Annotated in this window: 21 protein-coding genes; 12 read left to right on the top strand and 9 right to left on the bottom strand. The window is 59.6% G+C overall.

Annotated elements, in window-relative coordinates; all coding sequences use genetic code 11:
• Positions 1–74: 74 nt before the first annotated feature.
• Genes FH08_RS0136615 through FH08_RS54510 form a run of 6 tightly spaced genes read left to right on the top strand, consistent with a single transcriptional unit; the run spans position 75 to position 5,574 of the window.
• The gene (locus tag FH08_RS0136615; protein WP_235210613.1) at positions 75–380 is read left to right on the top strand and encodes a (2Fe-2S)-binding protein; all 306 of its coding nucleotides are present in this window, start codon (positions 75–77) and stop codon (positions 378–380) included.
• Complete coding sequence (locus FH08_RS0136620; RefSeq protein WP_031363097.1) at positions 373–1,830, top strand: NAD(P)/FAD-dependent oxidoreductase; 1,458 nt, start codon at positions 373–375, stop codon at positions 1,828–1,830. Before FH08_RS0136615 ends, FH08_RS0136620 begins: the two co-directional genes overlap by 8 nt.
• 8 nt (positions 1,831–1,838) lie before the next feature.
• On the top strand, positions 1,839–2,972 hold the full coding sequence (locus FH08_RS0136625) for an NAD(P)/FAD-dependent oxidoreductase (RefSeq protein WP_081889710.1): 1,134 nt from the start codon (positions 1,839–1,841) through the stop codon (positions 2,970–2,972).
• Between the two features lie 11 nt (positions 2,973–2,983).
• Positions 2,984–3,934, top strand: a complete 951-nt coding sequence (locus FH08_RS0136630) for a dihydrodipicolinate synthase family protein (RefSeq protein WP_031363099.1) — start codon at positions 2,984–2,986, stop codon at positions 3,932–3,934.
• Positions 3,931–5,346 carry a dihydropyrimidinase gene (gene hydA, locus FH08_RS0136635; protein ID WP_031363100.1) on the top strand — a complete coding sequence of 472 codons (1,416 nt, stop codon included), beginning with the start codon at positions 3,931–3,933 and terminating at the stop codon, positions 5,344–5,346. Before FH08_RS0136630 ends, hydA begins: the two co-directional genes overlap by 4 nt.
• A 6-nt stretch (positions 5,347–5,352) precedes the next feature.
• Entirely contained in the window at positions 5,353–5,574 is a 222-nt protein-coding gene (locus FH08_RS54510) for an FmdB family zinc ribbon protein (protein ID WP_031363101.1), read from the top strand.
• A gap of 107 nt (positions 5,575–5,681) precedes the next feature.
• Here FH08_RS54510 and FH08_RS0136645 read toward each other — a convergent pair whose 3' ends face one another.
• Positions 5,682–5,969 carry a DUF2934 domain-containing protein gene (locus tag FH08_RS0136645; RefSeq protein ID WP_031363102.1) on the bottom strand — a complete coding sequence of 96 codons (288 nt, stop codon included), beginning with the start codon at positions 5,967–5,969 and terminating at the stop codon, positions 5,682–5,684.
• Positions 5,970–7,504: 1,535 nt separating this feature from the next.
• Here FH08_RS0136645 and FH08_RS0136650 point away from each other — a divergent pair.
• From FH08_RS0136650 to FH08_RS0136660, 3 genes are all read left to right on the top strand, one after another.
• Positions 7,505–8,737 (top strand): Crp/Fnr family transcriptional regulator, encoded by a 1,233-nt coding sequence (locus FH08_RS0136650; protein ID WP_031363103.1) that lies wholly within the window; start codon positions 7,505–7,507, stop codon positions 8,735–8,737.
• 70 nt (positions 8,738–8,807) lie between these two features.
• Positions 8,808–9,548, top strand: a complete 741-nt coding sequence (locus FH08_RS0136655; protein ID WP_031363104.1) for a motility protein A — start codon at positions 8,808–8,810, stop codon at positions 9,546–9,548.
• Positions 9,549–9,730: 182 nt separating this feature from the next.
• Entirely contained in the window at positions 9,731–10,438 is a 708-nt protein-coding gene (locus FH08_RS0136660) for an OmpA family protein (RefSeq protein WP_031363105.1), read from the top strand.
• Between the two features lie 891 nt (positions 10,439–11,329).
• Here the strand turns inward: FH08_RS0136660 and FH08_RS0136670 are convergent.
• From FH08_RS0136670 to FH08_RS0136705, 8 genes are all read right to left on the bottom strand, one after another.
• The gene (locus FH08_RS0136670; protein WP_031363106.1) at positions 11,330–13,333 is read right to left on the bottom strand and encodes a family 2A encapsulin nanocompartment cargo protein cysteine desulfurase; all 2,004 of its coding nucleotides are present in this window, start codon (positions 13,331–13,333) and stop codon (positions 11,330–11,332) included.
• Positions 13,308–14,240 carry a family 2A encapsulin nanocompartment shell protein gene (locus FH08_RS0136675; RefSeq protein WP_031363107.1) on the bottom strand — a complete coding sequence of 311 codons (933 nt, stop codon included), beginning with the start codon at positions 14,238–14,240 and terminating at the stop codon, positions 13,308–13,310. The genes FH08_RS0136670 and FH08_RS0136675 overlap by 26 nt, the downstream gene beginning before the upstream one ends.
• Before the next feature lie 114 nt (positions 14,241–14,354).
• The gene (locus FH08_RS0136680; protein ID WP_031363108.1) at positions 14,355–14,585 is read right to left on the bottom strand and encodes a helix-turn-helix domain-containing protein; all 231 of its coding nucleotides are present in this window, start codon (positions 14,583–14,585) and stop codon (positions 14,355–14,357) included.
• Positions 14,582–15,511, bottom strand: coding sequence for a serine O-acetyltransferase EpsC (gene epsC, locus FH08_RS0136685; protein WP_031363109.1), 930 nt, complete (start codon positions 15,509–15,511; stop codon positions 14,582–14,584). Before epsC ends, FH08_RS0136680 begins: the two co-directional genes overlap by 4 nt.
• Before the next feature lie 38 nt (positions 15,512–15,549).
• A complete protein-coding gene (locus FH08_RS0136690) occupies positions 15,550–16,026 on the bottom strand; it encodes a rhodanese-like domain-containing protein (RefSeq protein WP_031363110.1) in 477 nt (158 codons plus the stop codon).
• 251 nt (positions 16,027–16,277) lie between these two features.
• Positions 16,278–17,015: an amino acid ABC transporter permease gene (locus tag FH08_RS0136695; protein WP_031363111.1), complete on the bottom strand. Its 738-nt coding sequence runs from the start codon at positions 17,013–17,015 to the stop codon at positions 16,278–16,280.
• Positions 17,012–17,737 carry an amino acid ABC transporter permease gene (locus FH08_RS0136700; protein WP_031363112.1) on the bottom strand — a complete coding sequence of 242 codons (726 nt, stop codon included), beginning with the start codon at positions 17,735–17,737 and terminating at the stop codon, positions 17,012–17,014. Before FH08_RS0136700 ends, FH08_RS0136695 begins: the two co-directional genes overlap by 4 nt.
• Before the next feature lie 94 nt (positions 17,738–17,831).
• Positions 17,832–18,650, bottom strand: coding sequence for an ABC transporter substrate-binding protein (locus FH08_RS0136705; protein WP_031363113.1), 819 nt, complete (start codon positions 18,648–18,650; stop codon positions 17,832–17,834).
• Positions 18,651–18,931: 281 nt separating this feature from the next.
• On the opposite strand from FH08_RS0136705, the gene FH08_RS0136710 reads away from it, so the two are divergent.
• From FH08_RS0136710 to FH08_RS0136720, 3 genes are all read left to right on the top strand, one after another.
• On the top strand, positions 18,932–20,575 hold the full coding sequence (locus tag FH08_RS0136710) for an ABC transporter substrate-binding protein (RefSeq protein WP_035568312.1): 1,644 nt from the start codon (positions 18,932–18,934) through the stop codon (positions 20,573–20,575).
• Between the two features lie 121 nt (positions 20,576–20,696).
• Entirely contained in the window at positions 20,697–22,055 is a 1,359-nt protein-coding gene (locus FH08_RS0136715; RefSeq protein ID WP_031363115.1) for an LLM class flavin-dependent oxidoreductase, read from the top strand.
• A 293-nt stretch (positions 22,056–22,348) separates the two neighbouring features.
• Positions 22,349–22,642 carry a co-chaperone GroES gene (locus FH08_RS0136720; protein WP_031363116.1) on the top strand — a complete coding sequence of 98 codons (294 nt, stop codon included), beginning with the start codon at positions 22,349–22,351 and terminating at the stop codon, positions 22,640–22,642.
• Positions 22,643–22,654: the final 12 nt, after the last annotated feature.

Consider the following 22,654-nt stretch of genomic DNA (forward strand, 5'->3'; position numbering starts at 1 on the left):
CCAATTTACGTATACGAACCGTATACGATAGTATGGAAACATCGACGAAATTAGTTGTCAAGGGAGGCCGTCTCATGCTGAATGACGAGACCATGCGCATCGACAATTCAGGCCGCGCCACCACCATCCGGTTTTTCTTCGACGGGCAGCCGGCGTCGGCGCGTGTGGGCGAAAGCGTGGCGGCCGCCCTGTTCGCGTCGGGTACGAAGAGCCTGCGTGCAAGTCCGCGTGAGCACTCGCCGCGCGGCATGTTCTGCCTGATGGGGTCTTGCCAGGAGTGCCTGGTCATGGTCGACGCTCGCCGCGTGCTTGCGTGCAGGACCCCGGTCGCTGACGGCATGCGAGTTGAGACGGTACCGGAGGCCGGCATCAATGCCTGACTTCGACGTCCTCGTGCTCGGTGGCGGCCCCGCTGGCGTGAACGCAGCGCTGGCGGCATCTGCGGCGGGTCTCAAGGTTGCGCTGTTCGACGAGAACCCGGCGGCCGGCGGTCAGGTTTATCGCGACCCGGTCTATCGCGCCCCGATCAGCAGCGCGATCCCTCCGACAGGGGACCTGCAGCAAGGCGATACCCTTCGTCACGAACTCGACCAAAGTGCGGTTATTACATACTTCAATCACGTGGTGTGGGCCGTCACTGCGGACTATCGTGTCGATGCTGCCGGTCCGGCCGGCCCCGTGCATTGCAGCGGACGCGCACTGATCGTCGCCACGGGAACCACGGAACGCGTCGTGCCCTTCGACGGGTGGACCACACCCGGCGTAATAGGACTCGCCGCCGCGACGATCCTCCTTAAATCGCAGGGCATCCTGCCGGGACGCTCGACGCTCGTGGCCGGCTGCGGGCCGTTGCTCGCGGCCGTCGCGGCGAAGATCATAGAAGGCGGCGGCAAGGTCGAGGCGATTGCGGATATAGCAGGCGTGGGCGACTGGGGACGCACGTTGCCCGCCATGGTGTCGCGCCCTGACCTGATGCGTGAAGGGTTCCACTGGGTGCGCGAGATCTGGAGCGCGGGCGTACCCACGCTTTCACGGCACACCCTGGTCAAAGTCGAGCAAGCCCACGACGGGCTGCACGCGACGCTCGCGCCGTGCGACGCGGCGGGGCGCCCCATCGCAGGAAAACAGCGCAGCGTGGTCGCCGACTGCATCGCGGTCGGTCATGGCCTGACCCCGTCATCCGAGATCACGCGGCTCTTGCGCGCGGAACACCGTTACTCGCGGCAAGCGGGTGGCTGGATCGCCGTTGCCGACCAGGACGGCCGCACGTCACGCCCACGGCTCTACGTGGCAGGCGACGGCGCAGGTATCGCCGGCGCGGCCGCGGCGGGCCACCACGGCACGCTCGCCGGGCTCGCCTGCGCCATCGACTTAGGCACTCACTTAGGTACTCACTTAGGCACTGACGCCGCCCAACTCCGGTCACGCGTACCGGCCGCACGTCAGGCGCACGCCAAGGCTGCGCGCTTCGGCCGTTCGATGGCGCAATTGATGGCGCTGCGGCCTGGGCACACTGACAGCATTGAGCCGCAAACCATTGTCTGCCGATGTGAAGACGTGACCCGCGCCGAGATCGACGCCGCCTGCGACGCCGGCGCGCACGACATGAATCAGCTCAAGGCGTGGACCCGGTGCGGGATGGGACCGTGCCAGGGCCGCACCTGCGGGGACGTGGCGGCGGAACTGCTGGCCGCACGCGTGCATGGTGGCTCGCGCGAACGCGCCGGCTGCTTGTCGGCCCGCACGCCGTTGCGGCCCATGACAGTGGAGGCGCTGACCGGCAACTTCAGCTACGACGACATTCCGATCCCGATGGCGGCGCCCCTATGAACCAGGCGATGACAACCGCATTCGATGTCGCCGTGATCGGCGGCGGTGTGATGGGATGCACAACCGCACTATTCCTTGCGCGTGCCGGCATGCGGGTGGCGGTGGTCGAACGCGATTCGCTGTGCCGTGGCGCATCAGGGGTGAACGCCGGCACGTTGACGCTGCACATGACGCGTGCCGCGCTCGTTCCCTACGCTATCCGCGCGTGGGACATGTGGATGAACACTGATGCGTGGCTAGGCCAAAGCGTACTCGCCACCGCCGCGCCCGGCCTCTCGCTCGCCTTCACGGAGCACGAGAAGACGCTGTTGCAGCAACGAGCGGCGGCAAGACGCGCGTACGGCGCCCGGATCGATCTGCTCGACCGGGATGCCGCGCTCGCCGTCGAGCCCGGCTTGAATCCCGCAGTCCTGCAAGCGGCGCACTGCGCAACCGACGGTTTCGCCAGCGCCTACCTCACTGGCCGCGCCTACCATGCAGCATTGCGCGAAGCGGGCGTGCATATTTTCGAGCAGACACCGGCTACGCGCATCGATCGGGTCGCCGGGATGTATCAAGTGACCGGTCCGGCCGACGCAATCCATATAGACGCAACACGTCTCGTGATGGCGGGCGGCGTGTGGCTGGAACCCCTGCTCGCCATGCTCGATATCGACATCCCCGTCAAGACGCTCGTTAATCAGCTGATCGTCACCGAACGCATGCCGCCCGTGATGCAGTCAGTATTAAGCATTGCGAATGGACTGCTGTCGATGAAGCAGTTCGCCAACGGCAGCGTGCTGATAGGCGGCGGCTGGCAAGGCGTTGGCGATCGTGTTCGCGGTGGAGTAGAGACGGTGCCCGACAACCTGATCGGCAATCTCCGGCTCGCGCAGCATGTGATCCCCGCGCTCGCCCAAGCGCGCGTGGCCCGCATCTGGCTCGGGCTTGAGGCAGAAACAGCCGACGCCATGCCGATGATCGGCGCGCTTCCCGGTCTTCCGGATGCCTGGGTGATCGGTTGCGTGCACTCCGGTTACACCAGTGGTCCCTACATGGGCAAGCTGCTTGCCCAAGCCATGCTCGGCGAGGAACCCGAGTTGCCCCTGTTCGATCCGGCGCGCCTCATGGTTCCTGTCGAGGCGCTTGCCCAACCTCATTGAGAAAAGACAGAATGATTCCCACGCATGCCGACCCATTTAACGGCGTTTATGCCGCCACGCTGTGCCCTCTCGACGCGGACGGCCGACACCTGGACGAAGCCGCGCTCGCGCGGCATATCGAAACAGTGGCGGATGTGGACGGCATTGCGGGCCTGCTCGTGAACGGCCACGCCGGCGAGAACTTCGCGCTCTCGGCAGCGGACAAACGACGCGTAGTGGACATTGCGCATGCCGTCTGCGGTGATCGTTTGATCATCGTAGCGGGCGTGAACTCCGAGGACAGCTATGAAGCGCAGGCCCACACCAACGATGCACGGCAGGCCGGCGCCGACGCCATGCTCCTGTTTCCACCGTACTCGTGGGCGCTGTCGACCGATATCGACACCGTTCTCCTGCATCACCGGATCGCCAACGCCGAAGCACGCCTGCCCATGATGCTTTACCAGGCCGGCGTCGCCACCGGCGGCATGGCCTACACGCCGGAGATGCTCACCGCGCTCGTCAGCTTGCCCGAGGTCGTGGCCATCAAGGAAGGCAGTTGGGAAACCGCCGCCTATGAAGCGAACCGCCGGCTCATCAAGTCGATCGCGCCGCATGTGGCCGTGATGGCTTCCGGCGACGAGCACCTCTTCACCTGTTTTGCGCTCGGCACCGAAGGCACCCTCGTCAGTCTGGCAGCCGTGGTGCCTGAACTGATCGTCGCGCTGTATCGCGCTGTGGAACGCCGCGATCTCGCCCAGGCGCAGCAGCTTCATGAGCGCGTCTATCCGCTTGCGAAGGCCATCTATGGAACCGCGCCGGGCTCCCACGCCAATGCGCGCCTGAAGGCATGCCTGCACTTGCTCGGCCACTTCCCGCATGCGTCGATGCGCCCGCCCATCCCGCCGCTCTCCCGCGCAGAAATAGCGCGTCTTGAAGACGCGCTCGCCATCGCCACCAGCGTTCAACGGAGTGACTCATGAGCACCATCCTCATCAAAGGCGGCCGCATCATCACAGCCGTTGACGACTATGTCGCCGATATCCTCGTGGAAGGCGAGCGCGTCGTCAGCATCGGGTTGCACCTCGATGCGGGACCGGATACGCGCGTGATCGACGCCGCCGGGCTACTGGTGTTTCCCGGCGGCGTCGATTGCCATACGCACATGGAGAACACCTTCGGGCCGTCAGTGACAGCCGACAACTTTGCCTCGGGCACGCGCTCGGCGGCCTTCGGCGGCACCACGACGATCATCGACTTCGCGTTGCAGACGGCCGGCACGAGTCCGCTCGATGCGATCTCGCGGGCGCAGTCAAAGGCTGCATCGGCGGCGAGCATCGACTACGGGTTTCACGTGATCGTCACGCAGGTGGACGAGCGCGTGCTTGGTGACATGCAATATGCGATCCGTCACGAAGGCGTATCGAGCTTCAAGATGTTCATGGCCTATCCCGGCACGGTGATGTCGGACGACGCCGCCATTTTCCAGGCCATGCGGATGGTCGGTCAGCACGGCGGCATGATCGCGCTGCATGCCGAGAACGGCACGATCATCGACCTGCTGATTCGCGAGGCGCTGGCGCTTGGTCACACCGCGCCGCGTTATCACGCGTTGACACGTCCCGCGATCATGGAGGGGGAAGCTACGCATCGCGGCATCAAGCTCGCCGAACTCGCCGAAGCACCGGTCTACTTCGTCCACCTTTCGGCGAAAGAAGCGCTGAAGCATGTGATCGAGGCGCGCGACCTCGGCATTCCCGTGTTCGCGGAGACCTGTCCGCACTATCTCTTCTTCGACGACTCAGCGTACTCCGATGACAGCTTCGATCTCGCGCGATATGTAATGAGTCCACCGTTGCGATCGAAGGAGTCGCAGAAGGCCCTCTGGACGGCGCTCAAGACCGACGACCTGCAACTGATCTCGACCGATCACTGTCCGTATTGCATGAAGGAAGGCCATCGAGGCAACGTCAACCAGAAGCCGTTGGGAAGCAGCGACTTTTCGAAGATCCCGAACGGCGTGCCTGGCGTCGAAACACGCATGACCGTGGTCTATGACGGCGGCGTACGGAGCGGCCACATCACGCTGAATCGCTTCGTCGAGTTGATGTCGACTGCGCCGGCCAAGCTCTTCGGCCTGTTCCCGAAGAAGGGAACGCTTGCAGTTGGCAGCGACGCCGATATTGTCCTGTTCGATCCGAACGAGTCGCACACGATCAGCGCCCACACGCAGCACAGCGATTGCGACTTCACGTTGTTCGAGGGCCGCGAGGTCACGGGCCGGGTGAAGAAGGTGCTGCTACGAGGAGAGCTGCTGATCGACAACGGCGACTGGGTCGGACGCACCGGTCAGGGAGAGTTCGTCGCGCGCGGCGAACTTGGCGGCCACTGGTAGAACGTCATGCCGATCTACGAGCATGCCTGCAATACTTGCGGTGCGTTTGATTCCATGCGTCCGGTTTCCAGACGCGGTGAAGAAGCACCGTGCCCGAAGTGCGGTGTCTTGTCGCCGCGCGTTGCCAGCGGTTCCACGGTGCGGCTGGCAACGCGCGGCAGACAAACGCCGACAGAAGAAGGAGCCTATGGTTTCAGGCATCAAGGCGGCTGTGCTTGCTGTTGCTAGAGAGCTAGACGGAACAAGCCTGTTCAACCTAGTAGCGGCGGCAGGTCCTACGAATGATATGAGAATAGCTGAGGAATTTCTGGCAACTTCGATGTGCTCACATCAGGTTAAGTGACTTCATAACTCGGGCTTAAAGTAGTGCCACCCAATTTGCATTGTCTCTGACTGAACGCTGTGTCAGGTTTGTTCTGTTCGGCGCGCCCAATCCCCGTTACCGCAGCCTCCAGGGCCGCCTCAAGTTCAACGAGTTCTCGCGCTTGTCTCCAGTATTCGTCGGCGCAGCCTTCGAGACTGCCGTCCTGCCGCCAAAGTTCATTGGCGCGGGTCCGAATGCGCTGCGTCAGCGTATCCACTTCCACATGGAACCTCACTGTTTGATGAATGGTATTGCTCATATCTCTTCGCCAGGATCGATCTTCGTGCAAAGCAAGTTGAGACGAAAGGCGCCCTGACAACAGCCCTATCTGGACCCATCCTGGTTACGTTGATACGGCTCCATCGCGTTGCTCACCTCGCGGACAAGCGCGCCAGCCTTTCCAATAGAACAGCAGCGTGCTTGATCGTTGAAACGTTTGCGTCCGAAGAACTTACCAGGACATGGATACGATCACGCCAGTATTCCGGCCGAATGACCGGGCTTCGTTCCGGTATTCCTCGCTCGTCCGGTGCCTGGCGTTCGAGTTCTCGAATCATTCTCTCGATGTGTGAGAGATCTTGTTGTCGACGATCATCGAGGCTCATGAATTCCTCCCCTCAGGTTCTTGCTTTTCGCCCACCATGCTTTGTGACTGTCACCCGGTCACTTTGTCTTAACGCCTGCCAGACGGACACGACCCTCAGTTGGCCCGTTGCGGCCCGCAAGACGCGAACCCGTGAATAGCGACGCCTGTCACGCTCAATGCCTGCGACGCATGACCTCCCAACATTGACGATGGTCCATCCGACGAAGCAGCCGCTTGCGCCGATGCTCCCGGCGATAGTGGGCAATGACCAATATGGCTGCGCTCGCAAGCACGAACAGACCGACGACCATACCCATCCACGCTGCACTCATGGGAAACCCCTCTAGCGCCCTCGACGTCCATTAGAACCTACTTTATAGGCTGGTCTTCGCCTATTTATTTCTGTGCCACGCTCGGCGCTTCCTCGATGACGCGCTTCGTCCCTTTCGACGCAGTGCCTGTTGTTGCATGAAAGTTGCTTTGAGCAACTTCACCTGCATGCCGAGTGATTCGTCGAAGTATTTCGCATAACGTATTGGTTAGGGTGACTCGAATTCCTTATAACACTTCGTTGAGCAGTCGCAGCGAAAAATCAGCATTGTTTTTTGCGTGACTGTGATTTGAAAAATATCTGCACTCGAAAGCGGCGGCCAAGTTCTGATAATCACGCACTTAATCCGTAACACTAATAATATTAATTGCTCCGTGTCAGAGATGTTCGAGCGGTTTGGCAGAAAGGCAATCGACGGCTGGGTTGTATAGCGCCCCTCGCCCTGCGAAATTTTCTCTCTAGTCCCCGTTCAATGTTTAGCCATTGTAATAAACAAGTCCGCTCCCTCATTGGGCAATCGTCACGGTGAAGCGTTCGAAATCACCGGGTTACGGACAGAACTCCGGACAAATTCCGTGCATCAGCCAAGCGATAACTGATCGAGCCAATGCATTCGGTCTTCCCATGCAAGCCTGACGTCAACCGGCCCTTGTTAACCCGCTTTAACGTTTGCGTATTTGCAGCAAATGACCGTTAGGCAGCGCCCGGGAAGAGTCCCTGCGGTGCCCTCCTCCAGTCAACCAATTTGTTGCGTAACCATCGCTAAAGAGTTCCCAAACAGGGCCGATATTGCGTGCAGAACACGTAAATATCGGCAAAACGCTTGAGTACCCAACAAACAAAAGCGGGACCTGGCGTCAACACTTCGGGGGCTACATTGAATCAGGAAAGCTTGTCCAGACTGCGGGCTATCGCACCGGGTGAAGTCATCTACTCGGAAGGGTATATCGGTACCTCGGCGATCTATGTAATTGCTGAAGGAAAAGTCGAGATCTCGGCAAAATGCGACGACAGGCGTGTTGTCCTCGCGACCCTGGGCAAGGGAGAGTGCTTCGGAGAATCGGCGTTGTTGCCGTCCGAGCCACGCGGGTCGACAGCGAAGGCGCTTAGCTTCTGCCGGCTGAGCGTGATTGAAGCGAAGGTCGTGGAAGAAGAACTGGAACGCGTCTCGCCGCTCCTTCGCCATTTGATGCGCACACTGATTCGCCGCAACAAACGAAAGGACGAACTCCTCGCGACATACACGAACGCTGACTTTCTGCCCGGCATAGTCTCTTACGCCCACGTGCTCAGCTTGATGGCGGGCGGTGAAAACAGGGAAGCGCGAGGCCGCCGGCTTCAATCCGATGAAGTCTCAATCGCACTCGCTGAAGTCTGCAAGCGGTGCCAGGCCGTAGCAGGCCATCCGCGCGTACATGTCATGGCCATGCTCAAACGCATGGAGAAACTCAACCTCGTCACGCTGGAGTCCGGTCGCGCGGACTTTCTCGGCAACGTCCCCGCTGCCGCCACGGACGACACGTCCAGCCGCCAGGTTGTCACCTTCGATGCCGTGCGGATTATCGAACGTGCTCAACGAGTCGGTGATCAAGAGCTTGATATTTCGATCGCGAGCGAACTGGAGTTGATCGAGCTGTCCGACCTCGAGGCGCTGATCGGCGTCGAGAGACAGTTGATACTCGATAAGCTCTCGCGTGCGGAAATTGCCGAAGATATCTTCGCGTTCCGGCGGACCAAAGTGCTGACGTATATCGAAAAGAACGGCGTCGCTTATTTCTCCAAGAAAAAGGCTCGACCGGCCAGCGAACTCGAATCGCTTACGGACCTTGATCTCATTGACGACCGGACACTATTCGATGCCGTCAGCGCGTTCGATACCTACGATCTCGCGAAACTGCTTGCCTCGGCGACGGACCACACGATCTCCGAGCGGCTGCTTTCCGTCATGACAAAGGCACGGCAGAGCGAGACGTCGTGGATCATGCGGCGTGATCTCGTGACCAATCCTCTCGAGATCCAGGACATCGAAGAACGCTTCATTCAACTAGTCAAGTCGATAAAGGCCGGACCCGCAGCCGACGCTCCCGAACAGCTTTCGGTCGTCGCCTGACTGTCCTGACCCATACAGCGAATCAGCATCGAAAACAATCGCAGCCGTCAAAAGATAAACGAGAGATCGAATGGACATCCTAACGCTGTGCGGTGCGCTGCTTGGCATCGTCGCCATTGTGGCCGGGTTCACTTTGGAAGGCGGCCGCTTCCTGACGCTCTTTCAGTTGGAAGCCATCGTGATTGTGGCGGGCGGCACGATCGGCGCCGTGATGGTCCAGAACACGTGGGCCAAGTTCTCGGCTGGGGTGAAGCAACTCGGCATGGTTTTCACCAAGGCCAAGCCGATAGATCGGGAAAACCTGACCATCCTGCTCGAATGGGGTCATAAAGCGAAAGTGGAAGGGATGCTCGCATTCGAAACCATCAATCCCGAAGGCATCAGCCCCTTTGCCAAGAGAGGACTCGAGTTGATCGCCAACGGCGTGCCGACTGCCGTGATTGAGGACGCGTTGCAAAGAGAGCTTGATGCGTACGAGCGCAACCAGATGGCTGCGGCGCGGATATGGCTGCAGGCTGGAGGGTATGCCCCTACCTTCGGCATCCTGGGCGCGGTGCTGGGTCTGATTCAGGTGACTGGGCACCTCCTGGAACCTGCTCAGCTAGGCCAGGGTGTGGCGGTCGCTTTTATCACGACGCTGTACGGACTGGCTCTCGCCAATATCCTGTTGCTGCCCATCTACGGAAAAATCAAGGCAAGAATAGATAGCGAACTACGCTTCAAGAAATTGTACTTTGACGGGCTGCTTGCCATCTCCCGCAAGGAGTCTCCGCAGTTGATCGAAGCCCGCCTCGTAGCAGATATTGCTTAGAGGCGTATGCAATAAGTAAAGTTGATGATGAAGCTCTCGCTCCAGGCCCCAATGGAATTCGCTAAGGATGACTGATGGCCTGGAGATAGCAATTCTCCGCCGCATGCAGTACAGCCGCGAGTGCCCGACCCGGATGCATGTGACCCCAGGCACTTTACAGCGCCAATTTCTATGTGAAGACTATGTCCTCGGTATCTACCAAACCCAATCCCAAGTTTGACGACGAGGCCGAGATACTGTCCGAGCGGTGGTTGATTTCGTACTCGGATCTCGTCACCACCCTGATGGTTCTATTCATCGCTCTGTACGCGATGCAGCTAGCCCAGCATCGAGAAATGGAAACAAAGAGTCTCACGCTTGCACCGTTGGAAAAGCGCAGCGCAACCGCTGCAAATGTTCAAGCGCCCCGGACTGCGGCGCTTGAACAGGTCCAGGCGTCCAAGAAAGAACTGATTTATGCATTGAAGGCAATGCGCGACAAGCAGGAAATCCGTGTGCTCGAAAGTGCACGTGGCGTTGAGATCGAAATCAATGCAAAAATACTCTTTCGCTCGGGCGAGGCCCATCTGATGCAGGACTCAAACGCAGTGCTGGACCAGGTAGCGACGGCGCTCAAAGAAAATTCGGCGCAACAGATCCTGGTGGAAGGACACACTGATTCCGTACCCATATCGACGGCAAAATACGAGTCCAATTGGGAACTATCATCCGCGAGAGCCGGCTCGCTCGTACGATTCCTGGTTGATCGGGGCATTGAGCCACACAGGCTCACGGCTATCGGACGCGCGGACAATATTCCCGCTGTGATGGGTGATGACCCATTTGCCCGCGCAGCCAATCGCCGAGTCGTGATCGTCGTGCAATACGATGTTCCGACTAGCCCTCAGTAGACCCCATCTGGCGTCGGCGAAGCGCTCTCTCCACTATCGGCGAGAGTTGAGCGCCCAGCAGTTCACGGTTGCACGACCGACCGAAACGCCGCGCTCAGCCGTCAATTCTTCAAGGCGCTAATGCTCAACGCAACAAAACCCTTGTGTTAGGAATTGACCGCAATCGCGGGCTTTCACATCACAAGGGCCGGGCTCGTACAATGACGTTGGTATGATTCTCTGCTGATCCGCGCACTCTGCCAGTATTGAACCCCTGGCGTAGGCCGATCCGGGACACTCACCGGCAACCCACGCTTTGATCGCGCGGACGAAATGAAAACCGCTGCACCTTTACGACAAGCAGTTTTGCTTTGAGCTGATTCAAGATGGCAATCGATATCACCGGCCGCACGTTTGGCAGGCTTACCGCTGTAGCCCGGGAGGATGGTTCTCGCTGGCTTTTCAGGTGCGCGTGCGGCGTCGAAAAGGTTCTCGACGCTCAAAGCGTCAAGTACCGCAAGACGCTATCGTGCGGCTGCTTGCGTCAGATTGAAATCGCAGCCGGCCATCGCTTTGGCCAACTCACTGCGTCGCACTATGTGAATCACGGCAAGAACGGCGCACGCTGGTTTTTCCAGTGTGACTGTGGGGTCGGGAAGATCTTTGCCTCCAGTTACGTACGAAGCGGCCTGCGAACGTCGTGTGGATGCCGCGGGCGGGCTGCCAAGGTCGTCCGCGTGGAACAACCGATCGCAGACGTGTGGCCGTTCCCAAAGTGGCCCAGGGAGCGTGGCGGGTAAGCGGCCCACGAGATACTCCCCCTAAAGTTGAATATAGGGATCGTGACCCGATGACGCCGCCCTGCGCAATCGCCGTGACCGCGCGCTGCGCTACCAGTTTCCAGCGTCTAGCCTACCGCCGCGACGAAAGCCTGCGCACGACCGACACGAGCCTGTCGACTTCATCGCATGTGTTGTAAAAAGCGAGTGACGGCCGCACGGTCGCCTCGACGCCAAAGCGCCGGAGAATCGGCTGCGCGCAGTGATGACCCGAACGCACAGCAATCCCTTCTTCGTTCAACGCCTGCCCGACCTCTTCCGTCTCATAGCCCTTCAGCACGAACGACAACACGCTGGCTTTATCCTTCGCGGTACCGATCAAACGTACGCCCGGCACCGGCTGCAATACGCTCGTCGCATACTCCAGCAGATCGTGTTCGTAACGCCCGATATTCTCGATACCCACGCGCGTCACATAGTCGATCGCAGCCCCGAGACCTACTGCGTCGGCAATGTTGCCCGTGCCCGCTTCAAAGCGATTTGGGGGCGCCTGGAACACGGTCTTCTCGAACGTCACGTCCGCGATCATGTTGCCGCCGCCTTGCCATGGCGGCATATCTTCGAGCAGATCGCGTTTGCCATAGACCACGCCGATACCGGTCGGGCCAAACAGCTTGTGGCCAGAGAACACGAAGAAATCGGCGTCGATCTCCTGCACGTTCACACGCATGTGCGAGACTGATTGCGCACCGTCAACCACCGCCCGGGCGCCTGCACGATGCGCCATCGCGACAATCTCCTGCACCGGCACAACGGTACCCAATGCGTTCGATACCTGCGTTACCGAGACAATCTTCGTGCGGCTGTTAAGCAGCTTCTGATATTCATCCAGACGGACCTGACCCGAGTCATCGACGGGAATCACGCGCAGCGTCGCGCCCTTTTGCGCGGCGAGTTGCTGCCAGGGCACAATGTTGGCGTGATGCTCGAGATGCGAGACGATGATCTCGTCGCCCTCGCCAACGTTTTGCACGCCCCAGGTCTTCGCGATCAGGTTGATGCCTTCTGTCGTGCCGCGCACGAAGATGATTTCCTCCGCCGAGGCAGCGCCAATGAAGCGTCTCACCGTATCGCGCGCACCTTCGTATGCGTCGGTCGCACGTCCTGCCAATGCATGTGCGGCACGATGAATGTTCGAGTTCTCATGCTCGTAGAAATACGACAGACGGTCGATGACCGACTGAGGTTTCTGCGTGGTCGCGGCATTGTCGAACCAGACAAGCTGACGTCCGTTCACACGCTCTTGCAGAATCGGGAAGTCACGACGAATAGCGTTGACATCAAATGGCGGATGCGCCGAACCGGTCTTCGGCACGTGCTCATTCGAATGCGGCGCACGAGCATGGTCGAGAAAATAGAATGAACCGTTGCGGTCTGACTCACTGCCCGTCGACACTGAACGCTCGCGACCGTTGAATGAGCGCAAGTCGTCCAAAGCCGGCAGACCGAGCGATTCAGCCGTTGGCACGTCATGACCAGGTAAAGGCAAGGGCAACTCGCGGCTCGCACCGGATGACGCACCCGCGTCCCGCAAGAAATAGAACGGCGACACCGCCGATTGATCTCGTTGCGTTGCATCGGGCGCGCCAACGCCAAGCGCAGCGCCGCCAAAGCGCGGCTCCAGCGCGGGCGCGGCAGTCGTCACGGAGTCAGGCAGGTTGTTTTGCGAAACGGCATGCGGCGCCAGCGCCGGTACACGATTGCCTAATGACAAAACGTGCGTGGGCGACGACGGCAGCAGGTTAGTGCCTGCTGCCTTGCCCTGCGGAAGGCTCAGGCCCGGCACGCCCGTCCCTGTACCGCCCGGCCCCGCAAACGGCGAGCCTGGGGGCGCAGGATTGCTCGCAGACGCGAGCACAGGCGCAGCCACCGGCAGTCCTGCCGACAGCGACTCACCACCGCCGCTGCCGAGGCTGGCAAGCGCGGGCGTAGCGCTGCCGGGCAACGCCGTAAAGAACGCGGTAGCAAGACGCGACAACGTGGCGACGTCCGGCAAGCCGGCCGGTGCGGCACCCTGCGGAACATCAGGAAGCGAAGCGCTGCTCACTGGCTTACTTGTAGGTGTCAGGATAGTCATGGTACTTGGCGATCTCCACGTCATCCAGAACCGCCAGTGCGTCCGGCGAGTGCACTGCGAGCGAGCAATACAGCGAAATCAGGTACGAGGCGATCGCGTGGTTGTTGATGCCCATGAAGCGCACTGAGAGTCCCGGCCCTTGCTCGCCTGCCACGCCCGGCTGGAACAAGCCGACCACGCCTTGCCGCTTGTCACCCACACGCAGCAACAGGATCTTGGTCTTGCCATCGGCAACAGGAACCTTGTCCGACGGGATCAACGGAATGCCACGCCACGTGAGGAACTGGGAACCAAACAGGCTCACGGTCGGCGGCGGCACACCGCGACGCGTGCACTCGCGTCCGAACGCCGCGATCGCCAGCGGATGAGTCAGGAAAAACGCGGGTTCTTTCCAGACACGCGTCAACAGTTCATCGAGATCATCAGGGGTCGGCGCACCGGTCAGCGGGAACACGCGCTGTTCTTCGGCAACGTTCGCAAGCAGACCATAATCCGGGTTATTAATCAGCTGGCTTTCCTGCAATTCCTTGATCGTTTCGATCGTCAGGCGCAGTTGTTCCTTGATCTGATCATGCGGACTACTATAGAGATCCGACACACGGGTCTGCACGTCGAGGACCGTGCTGACCGCATTCAGAAAATACTCGCGCGGGTTTTCGTCGTAGGGCACGAAAGTCCGGGGCAGCTCGCTTTCGTCTTCACGTTGCGTGCATGCCGCCTTCACTTCCTCGGGATTCTTGACCTGGTTCAACCGGTAGATACCGGCTTCGACCGGCACCCATTGCAACAGGTGCGTGAGCCATCGCGGCGTGATAGTCGATAGCTGGGGAACGGTTTTGGTGGCATTGGCTAGTTGCCGTGCTGCGTTATCGCCGAGCGCCGTCTGGCCGCCCACATTTGCCGTCATGTGTTGCTCCGAAGTCTATAGAAGAAAAACGGGAATGCTTATCAGGAAGCGTCATTATGAAGACGACGTCCCGGGTCATTCAACATGCTATAGACGGCATTTCGGAAAAAATGATCAGCCTGGCCCGCTCACTGGCAGGGGTTGCAGTAACTCCGCCATGGGAACGTCGAGCGCGCGAGCGAGTTTGTGCACCGTGATGATGGATGCCGTCACACGGCCGCGTTCAATCTCGCCAATATAAGAGCGGTTCAGGCCGGCGTGCTCGGCAAGCTGCTCCTGCGACCAGGCCTGCGCCTCGCGTAAAAGCCTGACGGCGGCTCCGAAGTTGCGGACGACTTCGGTCATGACACGCTCGCCGCAACGCGCGGTTGCACGCCGTCATTGCGCGAGATGGCCTGCGTGACGTTAGCGCCCGGTTCAACGTCGTGCGTCAGCCATACGTTGCCGCCAATCACCGCCCCCCGGCCGAGCGTGACGCGGCCGAGAATCGTGGCGCCCGCATAGATCACGACTTCATCTTCCACGATCGGATGCCGCGCCAGTCCTTTCTCCAGATGCCCTTCTGCATCGCGGGGAAAACGTTTCGCGCCAAGCGTGACAGCCTGATACACACGCACGTGATCGCCAATGACCGTGGTCTCGCCAATCACCACGCCCGTCCCGTGATCGATAAAAAATCCTTTGCCTATACGCGCGCCGGGATGAATATCGATTCCGGTTGCACCGTGCGCCAGCTCAGCCACAATGCGCGCAAGCAGGCGAAGGTCGAGCTTGTACAGCTCGTGCGCGAGCCGATGATGAATCATGGCGAGGACGCCGGGGTAGCACAGCAGCACCTCGTCCACACTGCCCGCGGCAGGGTCGCCGTGATAGGCGGCAAGCACGTCGCTATCAAGGAGCGTACGGATCTCGGGAAGCTTGGCCGCGAACGCGCGAACGGCGACACCCGCACGGGCAGCGATGTTTTCGTCGTCACGTGAGAGATGACGATCGCGGTACTGCAATTCAAGTTGCGCCTGGGCGAATAGAGCATGCAAGGCCGAATCCAATGCATGCCCCACGTAGAAGTTCTCGCTTTCCTGACGCAGGTCGTGCGGTCCAAGCCGCATAGGAAACAGCACGCCCTTCAAGGTCTCTACAATATTTGCCAGCGCCTCTCGTGCCGGCAGTTCGCGCCCGCCCGGTTCGAGCGAACGCTTCTGCACTTCGCGCCATTGCTGGCGCACCGTCTGGAGCGATTGGACGATGTCGTCGATGTCAAATGCAGCCACAGTCGGAGATCCTTCGGCATCAAGCCATTAGAGTTTGATCAATCCTGAATCCACGGTAAGCCCTGAAAGCGCCAGCCATCCTGCGCGCCTCGCTGCTGTTGCGAATCCAGTTGCCCTTCGAAACCCTCAAGGACGTTGAACACTTGAGTAAGGCCTGCTTTCGCCGCGGCTTCCGCTGCAAGCGCGGAACGATTGCCGCTGCGGCACAGCAACAACACGATTGCATCCTTGCCGGTCTTTGCTTCCAGCTCCCGGACAAAGCGCGGGTTGCGCGTAAGCGACGTGCCTGTCGCCCAGGCCACGTGGACACTGCCAGGCACGTAACCCACGAACTTGCGCTCTTCGGTCGTTCTGACATCCACAAGCACCGCTGAGCCCGATTCAACCAGCTCAAATGCGTCGCGAGGTGAAACGCCTCCCGCGTAGGGCAGCTGATTCGCTGCCGCTGCGGCGCGCGCCGCTTCCAGTACCTCATGAGATTCTTGAGTTACGCGTTCTTCCAATTCAACTGCCATGACGTCTCCTTGTACTGTCACTTGAAAACTCATTGAGGCCAAACGGCTGCCAGAGGAAATGCAACCGTCTATAGCCATCAATTGACACTATGAAAGAGGCCGCTCAGAAGCTGAACCAATAAAAACGTATTTCTAAAGCAGGCTTTGCGACATCGGCAATCGTATGATGATGGTGAACATTACAAAATTCCTTCGATCTTTGCGTAATTATTGAAAGTATACGAATGCTGAGCGGCGAGCGCGGCTCGGCTTCAATCCGGCGACGGGACAATTGCCGCAGGGCGCGCTCTTACGCGCCGCTCAGTTGCTTGCGCTCGTCCCAGCAACAGGCGCGTCGCCAGCGCATCGAGCGATGTGCACAGGATCAAATAGACGAGGCCCACGAAGAGGAAGATCTGCACGGGATAAATCATCAGCCGGCTATTTACCTGGTTGGCAAGAAACGCGAGTTCCGGCACGCCGACAATGTAGGCCAGCGACGTATCCTTGACGAGCGACACCCACTGGTTAATGAACGACGGCGCCATGATGCGGATAGCCTGCGGCAGCAGTACATGACGCATCGCCTGCCAGCGCGTCAGCCCCAGCGACAGCGCTGCTTGAGCTTGTCCACTCCCTACTGCTTCAATGCCCGCATGAACCGAATGCGACAGGTAGGCCCCGCCGATCAGCGATAGCGCGGCCACGACCGTCGCCAAACCGGGCACGTCGATGTGAAGCAAGACCGGCAGCAGGAAGAAGGTCCAGAAAATCAACATGAGCACAGGTATGGCGCGAAAGAACCCTATTCCGCCAAGCAGGATCACGTGGCTCACGCCACGCGTCATGGCAAGCCCGATGCCGCCTGCCAGCCCGAGGATGGCGGAAGACACGGCGGAGATCGAGGCCATCACCAGCGTCAGCGCCGCGCCGCCCAACGGACCATCGGGAAACGTGCCGACGAGCAAGTACGGCAGATTCGACAGGATGGCGGAAAGAGCGTCGTTCATCGGCGCACCGCTGCTCGTGAACCGCTACGCTGGACCACCACGAGCACCACTTCCAGCAGTGCGATGGTCAGTATGTACAGCACTGTCGCCATGCCAAATGCCTGAAACGTCTTGAAGGTTTCGGTATCGACCTGACGCGACGAATACGAGAGTTCCGCCAGCCCGATCGCCATGGTCAACGACGAGTTCTTTACGATATTCATGTACTGCCCGAACAAGGGCGGCGTCGAGATCCGCACCGCCTGCGGCAAGATCACATGAACGAATGCGGCTAACGGCGTGAGTCCGAGGGCGGCTGCTGCGTTGTGCTGCCCCACGGGAACACCTGACAACCCCGAACGGAATTCCTCGCCAATGAACGTGGTCGAATAGCAGGTCAACCCGATCCAGCCCGCCACGAATTCAAACGATGGCCAATGTAGCCTGAACAAGCCGAGATCCACCGCATGCGGCGTGTTTAACCAGGTCATGACCGCTTCGGGCAAGAGAGTCGCCACGCCGAAATACCAGAACAGCAATTGCACGATTAGCGGCGAGTTTCGAAATACCAATACATAGAGCGCAGCGGCACGACGTACGGGCGCCGCGCGCGAAGTGCGCGCAAGCGCCAGCAGGCAACCGCCCAAGGTTCCCGCGGCAATCACCGACGCTGACAATCCCAGCGTCATGCCGAAGCCCTGGAGCAGCCAGATCAGGTACTTCGGCGCGAGCCATCCGTTCATTGGAATCATTCAGCTAAACACGAATGGAAGATTGAAATGCCAAGCCCGCTTCGACCGTTCACGGTCGAAGCGGGCTTGCTGAAACATGCATCGATCAGCTTTTCTGCGGGTCGCCGATCTTGAACAAACGCGGCAACGGCGCGCGGCTTTTCGGCCCGAACCACTGGTCATAGATGTGGCCTGCGGTACCGTTTGCTTCGAGACCCGTCAGCGTGTCATTGACGACACTCAGCAGGCGCGGCTCGCCCTTAGGGACACCCACGCCCTCATAGTCGTTCGATATCGTGAAAGCCGGGATTTCGTATTTGTCGCGGTCCGGCACGTTAGCGAGCAAGCCGACAAGTTTCGGACCGTCTTGCGTGATCGCCTGGACGTTGCCCGTTCGAAGCGCGGCGAACGCAAACGGCGTGTCGTCATAGGCCACGATCGTTGCGCGCGGAAACTGAGTACGAACCTGTTGCTCGTTGGTAGTGCCTTTATCCGCACCGATACGCAGGTCGTTCAGTTGCTCAGGCGACTTCAGCGTGCCCTTCTTAGCGATGAACTGCGTGCCCGACGCGAAGTACGGCGTACTGAAATCGACTTCCTTCTTGCGTTCGTCGGTGATGGTGAAGTTGGCGAACACGAGATCCACTTTCTTCGATGTCAGAAATGCAATGCGGTTGGCCGGGTTGGTCGGCTGGATGTCGAGCTTCACGCCAAGCTTGTCGGCGACCGCTTTCGCATAGTCAACATCAAGACCGACTATTTTGTTGGTCTTTGGATCGACAAAGCCGAAAGGCGGATTGCTGTCAAAAGTCGCCACGCGAAGCACGCCGGCCTTCTTGATATCGTCGAGGCGATCGGCATGCGCCAGGCTCGACATGAACAGCAGCGAGCCCATGAAAGCTGCGGTGAGAAGTTTGATTTTCATTATGTGTTGGTCTGCGCAGTTGTAGATAGAGCGAGCACCCAAGCGGTGCATCACAGCCCGAAATGTAGCAGCGCACCGGGCCGTAACGAACCATCGATTCGTGTTGTGCTAAGCGCCAGACGGAATAATCAAGACGGTTAATCAGACCAGGGCTTCGTCGATTCACCCGACTAGTCATAAAGATCCCGTAATTGCTTCGTTGAGTCCGACGGCTTAGGTCCGTAGGCTAAGTTGAGCCGCAACTTATTGCTCTAACCCATTGCCAACCTTGAGAACGATCGATGATTCAGCGCAAACCCTTTCAGTCCAGCCGCCGCAACACCCTTCTCAGTCTGGCTAGCGGCGCGGCCGGCGTTGCGCTGGCGCCGCTGACGTCGTTGGCAGCCAGCGCCGTCGGATCGTCAGCGGCACCGGAAGTCGCACCGAGACGAGGTGGCCGGATTACATTGCTGGTCAATCCCGAGCCGAATGCGCTGATCAACTTCGCGACCACCGCAGGCGCCGAGCAAAAAATCAGTCCGAAGGTGACGGAAGGATTGTTGAGCTACGACTTCGATGTTCGCCCGCAAGCTCAACTGGCGACACAGTGGACCATCAGCGCGGACGGCCGCGAATACCTCTTCAGGCTTCGTCAGAATGTACGTTGGCACGACGGCAAGCCGTTTACGTCGAAGGACGTTGCGACGTCAATTGGATTGCTCAAGCAGTACCATTCACGAGGACGCTCGACCTTCGCAAACGTGATCGAAGTCGCCACACCCGATGCTCACACGGCCGTACTGCGTTTGTCGAAACCGGCACCCTACCTGATCTACGCGCTGGCTGCGTCGGAATCCCCCATCTTGCCGGCTCATCTGTACGACGGCAGTGACCCGCTGAGTAATCCTCATAATATCAATCCCGTAGGAACCGGACCGTTCGTTTTCAAAAGTTGGGCACGCGGCAGTCACGCCGTCTTCGCCCGCAATCCAGACTACTGGGATGCGCCGAAGCCTTACATCGACGAACTGGTGGTGCGCTTCATGAGCGATCCGGCAGCACGCGCTGCTGCGCTGGAAACGGGTGAACTGGATCTCGCCGGGGAGAATCCGGTCCCGTTGACGGACATTGCCCGGCTGCAGGCGTTGCCGCATCTGGCGCTCGAAACCCGCGGCTACAGCTACGACGCGGCGCTGACGCAACTGCAGTTTAATCTGGACAATCGTTACCTCGCCAATCCGAAAGTGCGGCAAGCGATTGCCCATACCATCGATCGGCAAGCGATCCTGCGCTCGGTCTGGTATGGCTACGGGATCATCTCGCCGTCACCGATCAGTCCGCTGCTTACCCAATTCTATGATCCGGCCGCGAAGGCGTTGCCTTACGACCTTGCAAGCGCCCAACAATTATTGGATGAGGCAGGCTTTCCACGCCAGTCCGACGGCTTCCGCTTCAAGCTGAATCTCGACTACAACCCCTATGATCCGACCTTCGCCCGGCTAGCCGAGTATCTGCGGCAAACTCTGCGCCGCGCCGGCATTGAGGCAACCGTGCGCTCGCAGGATTTCGGCAGCTATGTGAAGCGCATTTATACCGATCGTGACTTCGATCTCGACGCGAACTTCCTGGGCAATACCTTCGATCCGACGGTCGGCGTGCAGCGCCTCTACTGGTCTCACAACTTCAAAAAAGGCGTGCCGTTTTCGAACGCTACGCACTATCAAAGCCCGGAGGTCGACCAGTTGCTGGAAACCGCGGCAGTCGAAAATGATCCACGTAAACGAGTGGATTACTTCAGGCAGTTTCAACAGATCGTCGGACGTGATTTGCCGATCGTGGACCTGGTGACATTGAAGCAGGTGACGATCTACAACAAACGTGTACACAACCACACGCTCACCGCCGACGGCCTGAGCGGCAACCTCGCAGATGTTTTCGTGGTTTAGCGCCATGCATTTGCCGTTGCACTGAATATGCAAAGCAAAAATCGTTGATTGGTGAAATCGTGCCCAAGCCCAAGAATATGCGTCCACCCATCCGAACCGCCCAACGACGTGGAGCAAACCAATGAGCAAGGCCAAGCGGCAAATCAAGCTAGGTGCTTTCCTGATGGAGACGGGCCACCATATTGCGGCCTGGCGTCATCCCGAGACGCATCGGGCCGGTGGGCTTGATTTCTCACACTACGCTGAACTCGCGCAGATCGCCGAGCGTTCGAAATTCGACGCGGTGTTTTTTGCAGACAGCGTAGGCATCCGGGATACGAATCTCGCATCGCTCTCGCGCACGGCCCGCGCCGACCACTTCGAACCGCTGACCCTGCTGGCCGCCTTGTCGGTAGTCACGAAGAACATCGGCTTGATCGCGACGGTCTCCACCACGTTCAATGAACCGTTCAACGTCGCACGCAAGTTCGCCTCGCTCGACCACTTGAGCGGCGGCCGCTCGGGCTGGAACCTGGTTACATCAAGCAGCGAAACGGAAGCACTCAACTTCGGCTTCGAGCAACACCCGGCTCACGCCGTTCGCTACGAGCGCGCACGCGAATTCTATGACGTCGTCGCAGGCCTCTGGGACAGTTGGGAAGACGACGCTTTTATCCGCGACCGTGAAAGCGGACTCTATTTCGATCCTGACAAGCTGCATACGCTGGACCATCGCGGCCCGCATTTCAAGGTGCGCGGCCCGCTCAACATCGCCCGCTCGCCCCAGGGCTGGCCGGTGGTCGTGCAGGCCGGAGCATCGGATGCCGGCCGCGAGCTTGCCGCGCAGACCGCCGAGGTGATCTTCGTTGCGCACCAGACCCTCGATGAAGCCAAGGCGTTCTATCAGGACGTCAAAGGGCGGCTCATTAAATACGGCCGGCAACCTGAGGATCTGAAGATCATGCCGGGTATCTTCCCGGTCATCGGCAGGACCCACGAAGAAGCGCGCGCCAAGTTCGACGCGCTACAGGACCTCATTCACCCCGATGTCGGCCTCGCATTGCTGTCGAAAATGACCGGCAGTGTTGATTTGTCGAAGTATCCCATCGACGGGCCGCTGCCCGACCTGCCGGAAACGAATGGCGGCAAAAGCCGCCAGCAACTGCTGTTCGATCTGGCGCGCCGCGAAAACCTGAGCATTCGTGACCTGTATCTGCGCATAGCAGGTGCTCGTGGACACCAGCAAGTCGTTGGCACTCCGGAGAGTATTGCCGATCAATTGCAGCAGTGGTTCGAGGAAGAAGGCGCGGACGGCTTCAACATCATGTCACCATGGTTGCCGGGTGGCCTGACCGAATTTGCCGAACTGGTGGTACCGGAGTTGCAGCGACGCGGCCTGTTTCGCACCGAGTATGAAGGCACGACGTTACGCGAGAATCTCGGACTGCCACGTCCGGAAAATCGCTACGTCCAGGCTATACAGAAGCGCGCGGCGAGCTGAACCACCCGGGCGCTCGCTATAGAAGTATCGCCGCGACCGGACGTTGATTGGCAACCAGCCAGTACTTCTGAGCGCGATCGCAAACGCGCGCCAAGGGGCTTTGTTAAAGCGCCCCGATGGTGTTGCGTGGCACGCGTGATGTGCGTACTCGAAGCACCGCGGCCAAATGCCAAACGCCGATAACGTTTCATGTATTCGTTATTGGATCGAGCCACCGCAGATTCCTATACTCAATTCCTGTTAGCACCCGCCTGCGAGGAGTGCTACTCACTCACTACAATTGGAAACCAACTATGAGCCTACGTCCGCTACACGACCGCGTAATCATCAAGCGCCTCGACCAGGAAACAAAAACCTCGTCGGGCATTGTTATTCCCGAAAGCGCCGCTGAAAAACCCGACCAGGGCGAAGTCATTGCCGTCGGCCCCGGCAAGCGTGATAGCGACGGCAAGCGCATCGAGCCCGACCTGAAGGTCGGCGAGCGCGTGCTCTTCGGCAAATATGCGGGCCAGCAGGTCAAGGTCGATGGCAACGAACTGCTCGTGCTGCGCGAAGAAGACATTGTCGCCGTAGTCACCCAACAATAACGGAGCTTCAGA

Origin of the sequence: Caballeronia sordidicola (genome assembly GCF_000729995.1) — a bacterium.
Lineage (GTDB): Bacteria > Pseudomonadota > Gammaproteobacteria > Burkholderiales > Burkholderiaceae > Caballeronia > Caballeronia sordidicola_A.

What these genes read in the sequence shown, in the direction of transcription:
- FH08_RS0136710 (WP_035568312.1), top strand. Translation starts at nt 18,932, where the DNA reads ATGATTCAGCGCAAACCCTTTCAGTCCAGCCGCCGCAACACCCTTCTC.
- FH08_RS0136620 (WP_031363097.1), top strand. Translation starts at nt 373, where the DNA reads ATGCCTGACTTCGACGTCCTCGTGCTCGGTGGCGGCCCCGCTGGCGTG.
- FH08_RS0136670 (WP_031363106.1), bottom strand. Translation starts at nt 13,333, where the DNA reads ATGACTATCCTGACACCTACAAGTAAGCCAGTGAGCAGCGCTTCGCTT.
- FH08_RS0136625 (WP_081889710.1), top strand. Translation starts at nt 1,839, where the DNA reads ATGACAACCGCATTCGATGTCGCCGTGATCGGCGGCGGTGTGATGGGA.
- FH08_RS0136690 (WP_031363110.1), bottom strand. Translation starts at nt 16,026, where the DNA reads ATGGCAGTTGAATTGGAAGAACGCGTAACTCAAGAATCTCATGAGGTA.
- FH08_RS0136655 (WP_031363104.1), top strand. Translation starts at nt 8,808, where the DNA reads ATGGACATCCTAACGCTGTGCGGTGCGCTGCTTGGCATCGTCGCCATT.
- FH08_RS0136705 (WP_031363113.1), bottom strand. Translation starts at nt 18,650, where the DNA reads ATGAAAATCAAACTTCTCACCGCAGCTTTCATGGGCTCGCTGCTGTTC.
- FH08_RS0136715 (WP_031363115.1), top strand. Translation starts at nt 20,697, where the DNA reads ATGAGCAAGGCCAAGCGGCAAATCAAGCTAGGTGCTTTCCTGATGGAG.
- FH08_RS0136720 (WP_031363116.1), top strand. Translation starts at nt 22,349, where the DNA reads ATGAGCCTACGTCCGCTACACGACCGCGTAATCATCAAGCGCCTCGAC.
- FH08_RS0136615 (WP_235210613.1), top strand. Translation starts at nt 75, where the DNA reads ATGCTGAATGACGAGACCATGCGCATCGACAATTCAGGCCGCGCCACC.
- FH08_RS0136680 (WP_031363108.1), bottom strand. Translation starts at nt 14,585, where the DNA reads ATGACCGAAGTCGTCCGCAACTTCGGAGCCGCCGTCAGGCTTTTACGC.
- FH08_RS0136700 (WP_031363112.1), bottom strand. Translation starts at nt 17,737, where the DNA reads ATGAACGGATGGCTCGCGCCGAAGTACCTGATCTGGCTGCTCCAGGGC.
- FH08_RS54510 (WP_031363101.1), top strand. Translation starts at nt 5,353, where the DNA reads ATGCCGATCTACGAGCATGCCTGCAATACTTGCGGTGCGTTTGATTCC.
- FH08_RS0136630 (WP_031363099.1), top strand. Translation starts at nt 2,984, where the DNA reads ATGATTCCCACGCATGCCGACCCATTTAACGGCGTTTATGCCGCCACG.
- FH08_RS0136645 (WP_031363102.1), bottom strand. Translation starts at nt 5,969, where the DNA reads ATGAGCAATACCATTCATCAAACAGTGAGGTTCCATGTGGAAGTGGAT.
- FH08_RS0136675 (WP_031363107.1), bottom strand. Translation starts at nt 14,240, where the DNA reads ATGACGGCAAATGTGGGCGGCCAGACGGCGCTCGGCGATAACGCAGCA.
- FH08_RS0136695 (WP_031363111.1), bottom strand. Translation starts at nt 17,015, where the DNA reads ATGAACGACGCTCTTTCCGCCATCCTGTCGAATCTGCCGTACTTGCTC.
- hydA (WP_031363100.1), top strand. Translation starts at nt 3,931, where the DNA reads ATGAGCACCATCCTCATCAAAGGCGGCCGCATCATCACAGCCGTTGAC.
- FH08_RS0136660 (WP_031363105.1), top strand. Translation starts at nt 9,731, where the DNA reads ATGTCCTCGGTATCTACCAAACCCAATCCCAAGTTTGACGACGAGGCC.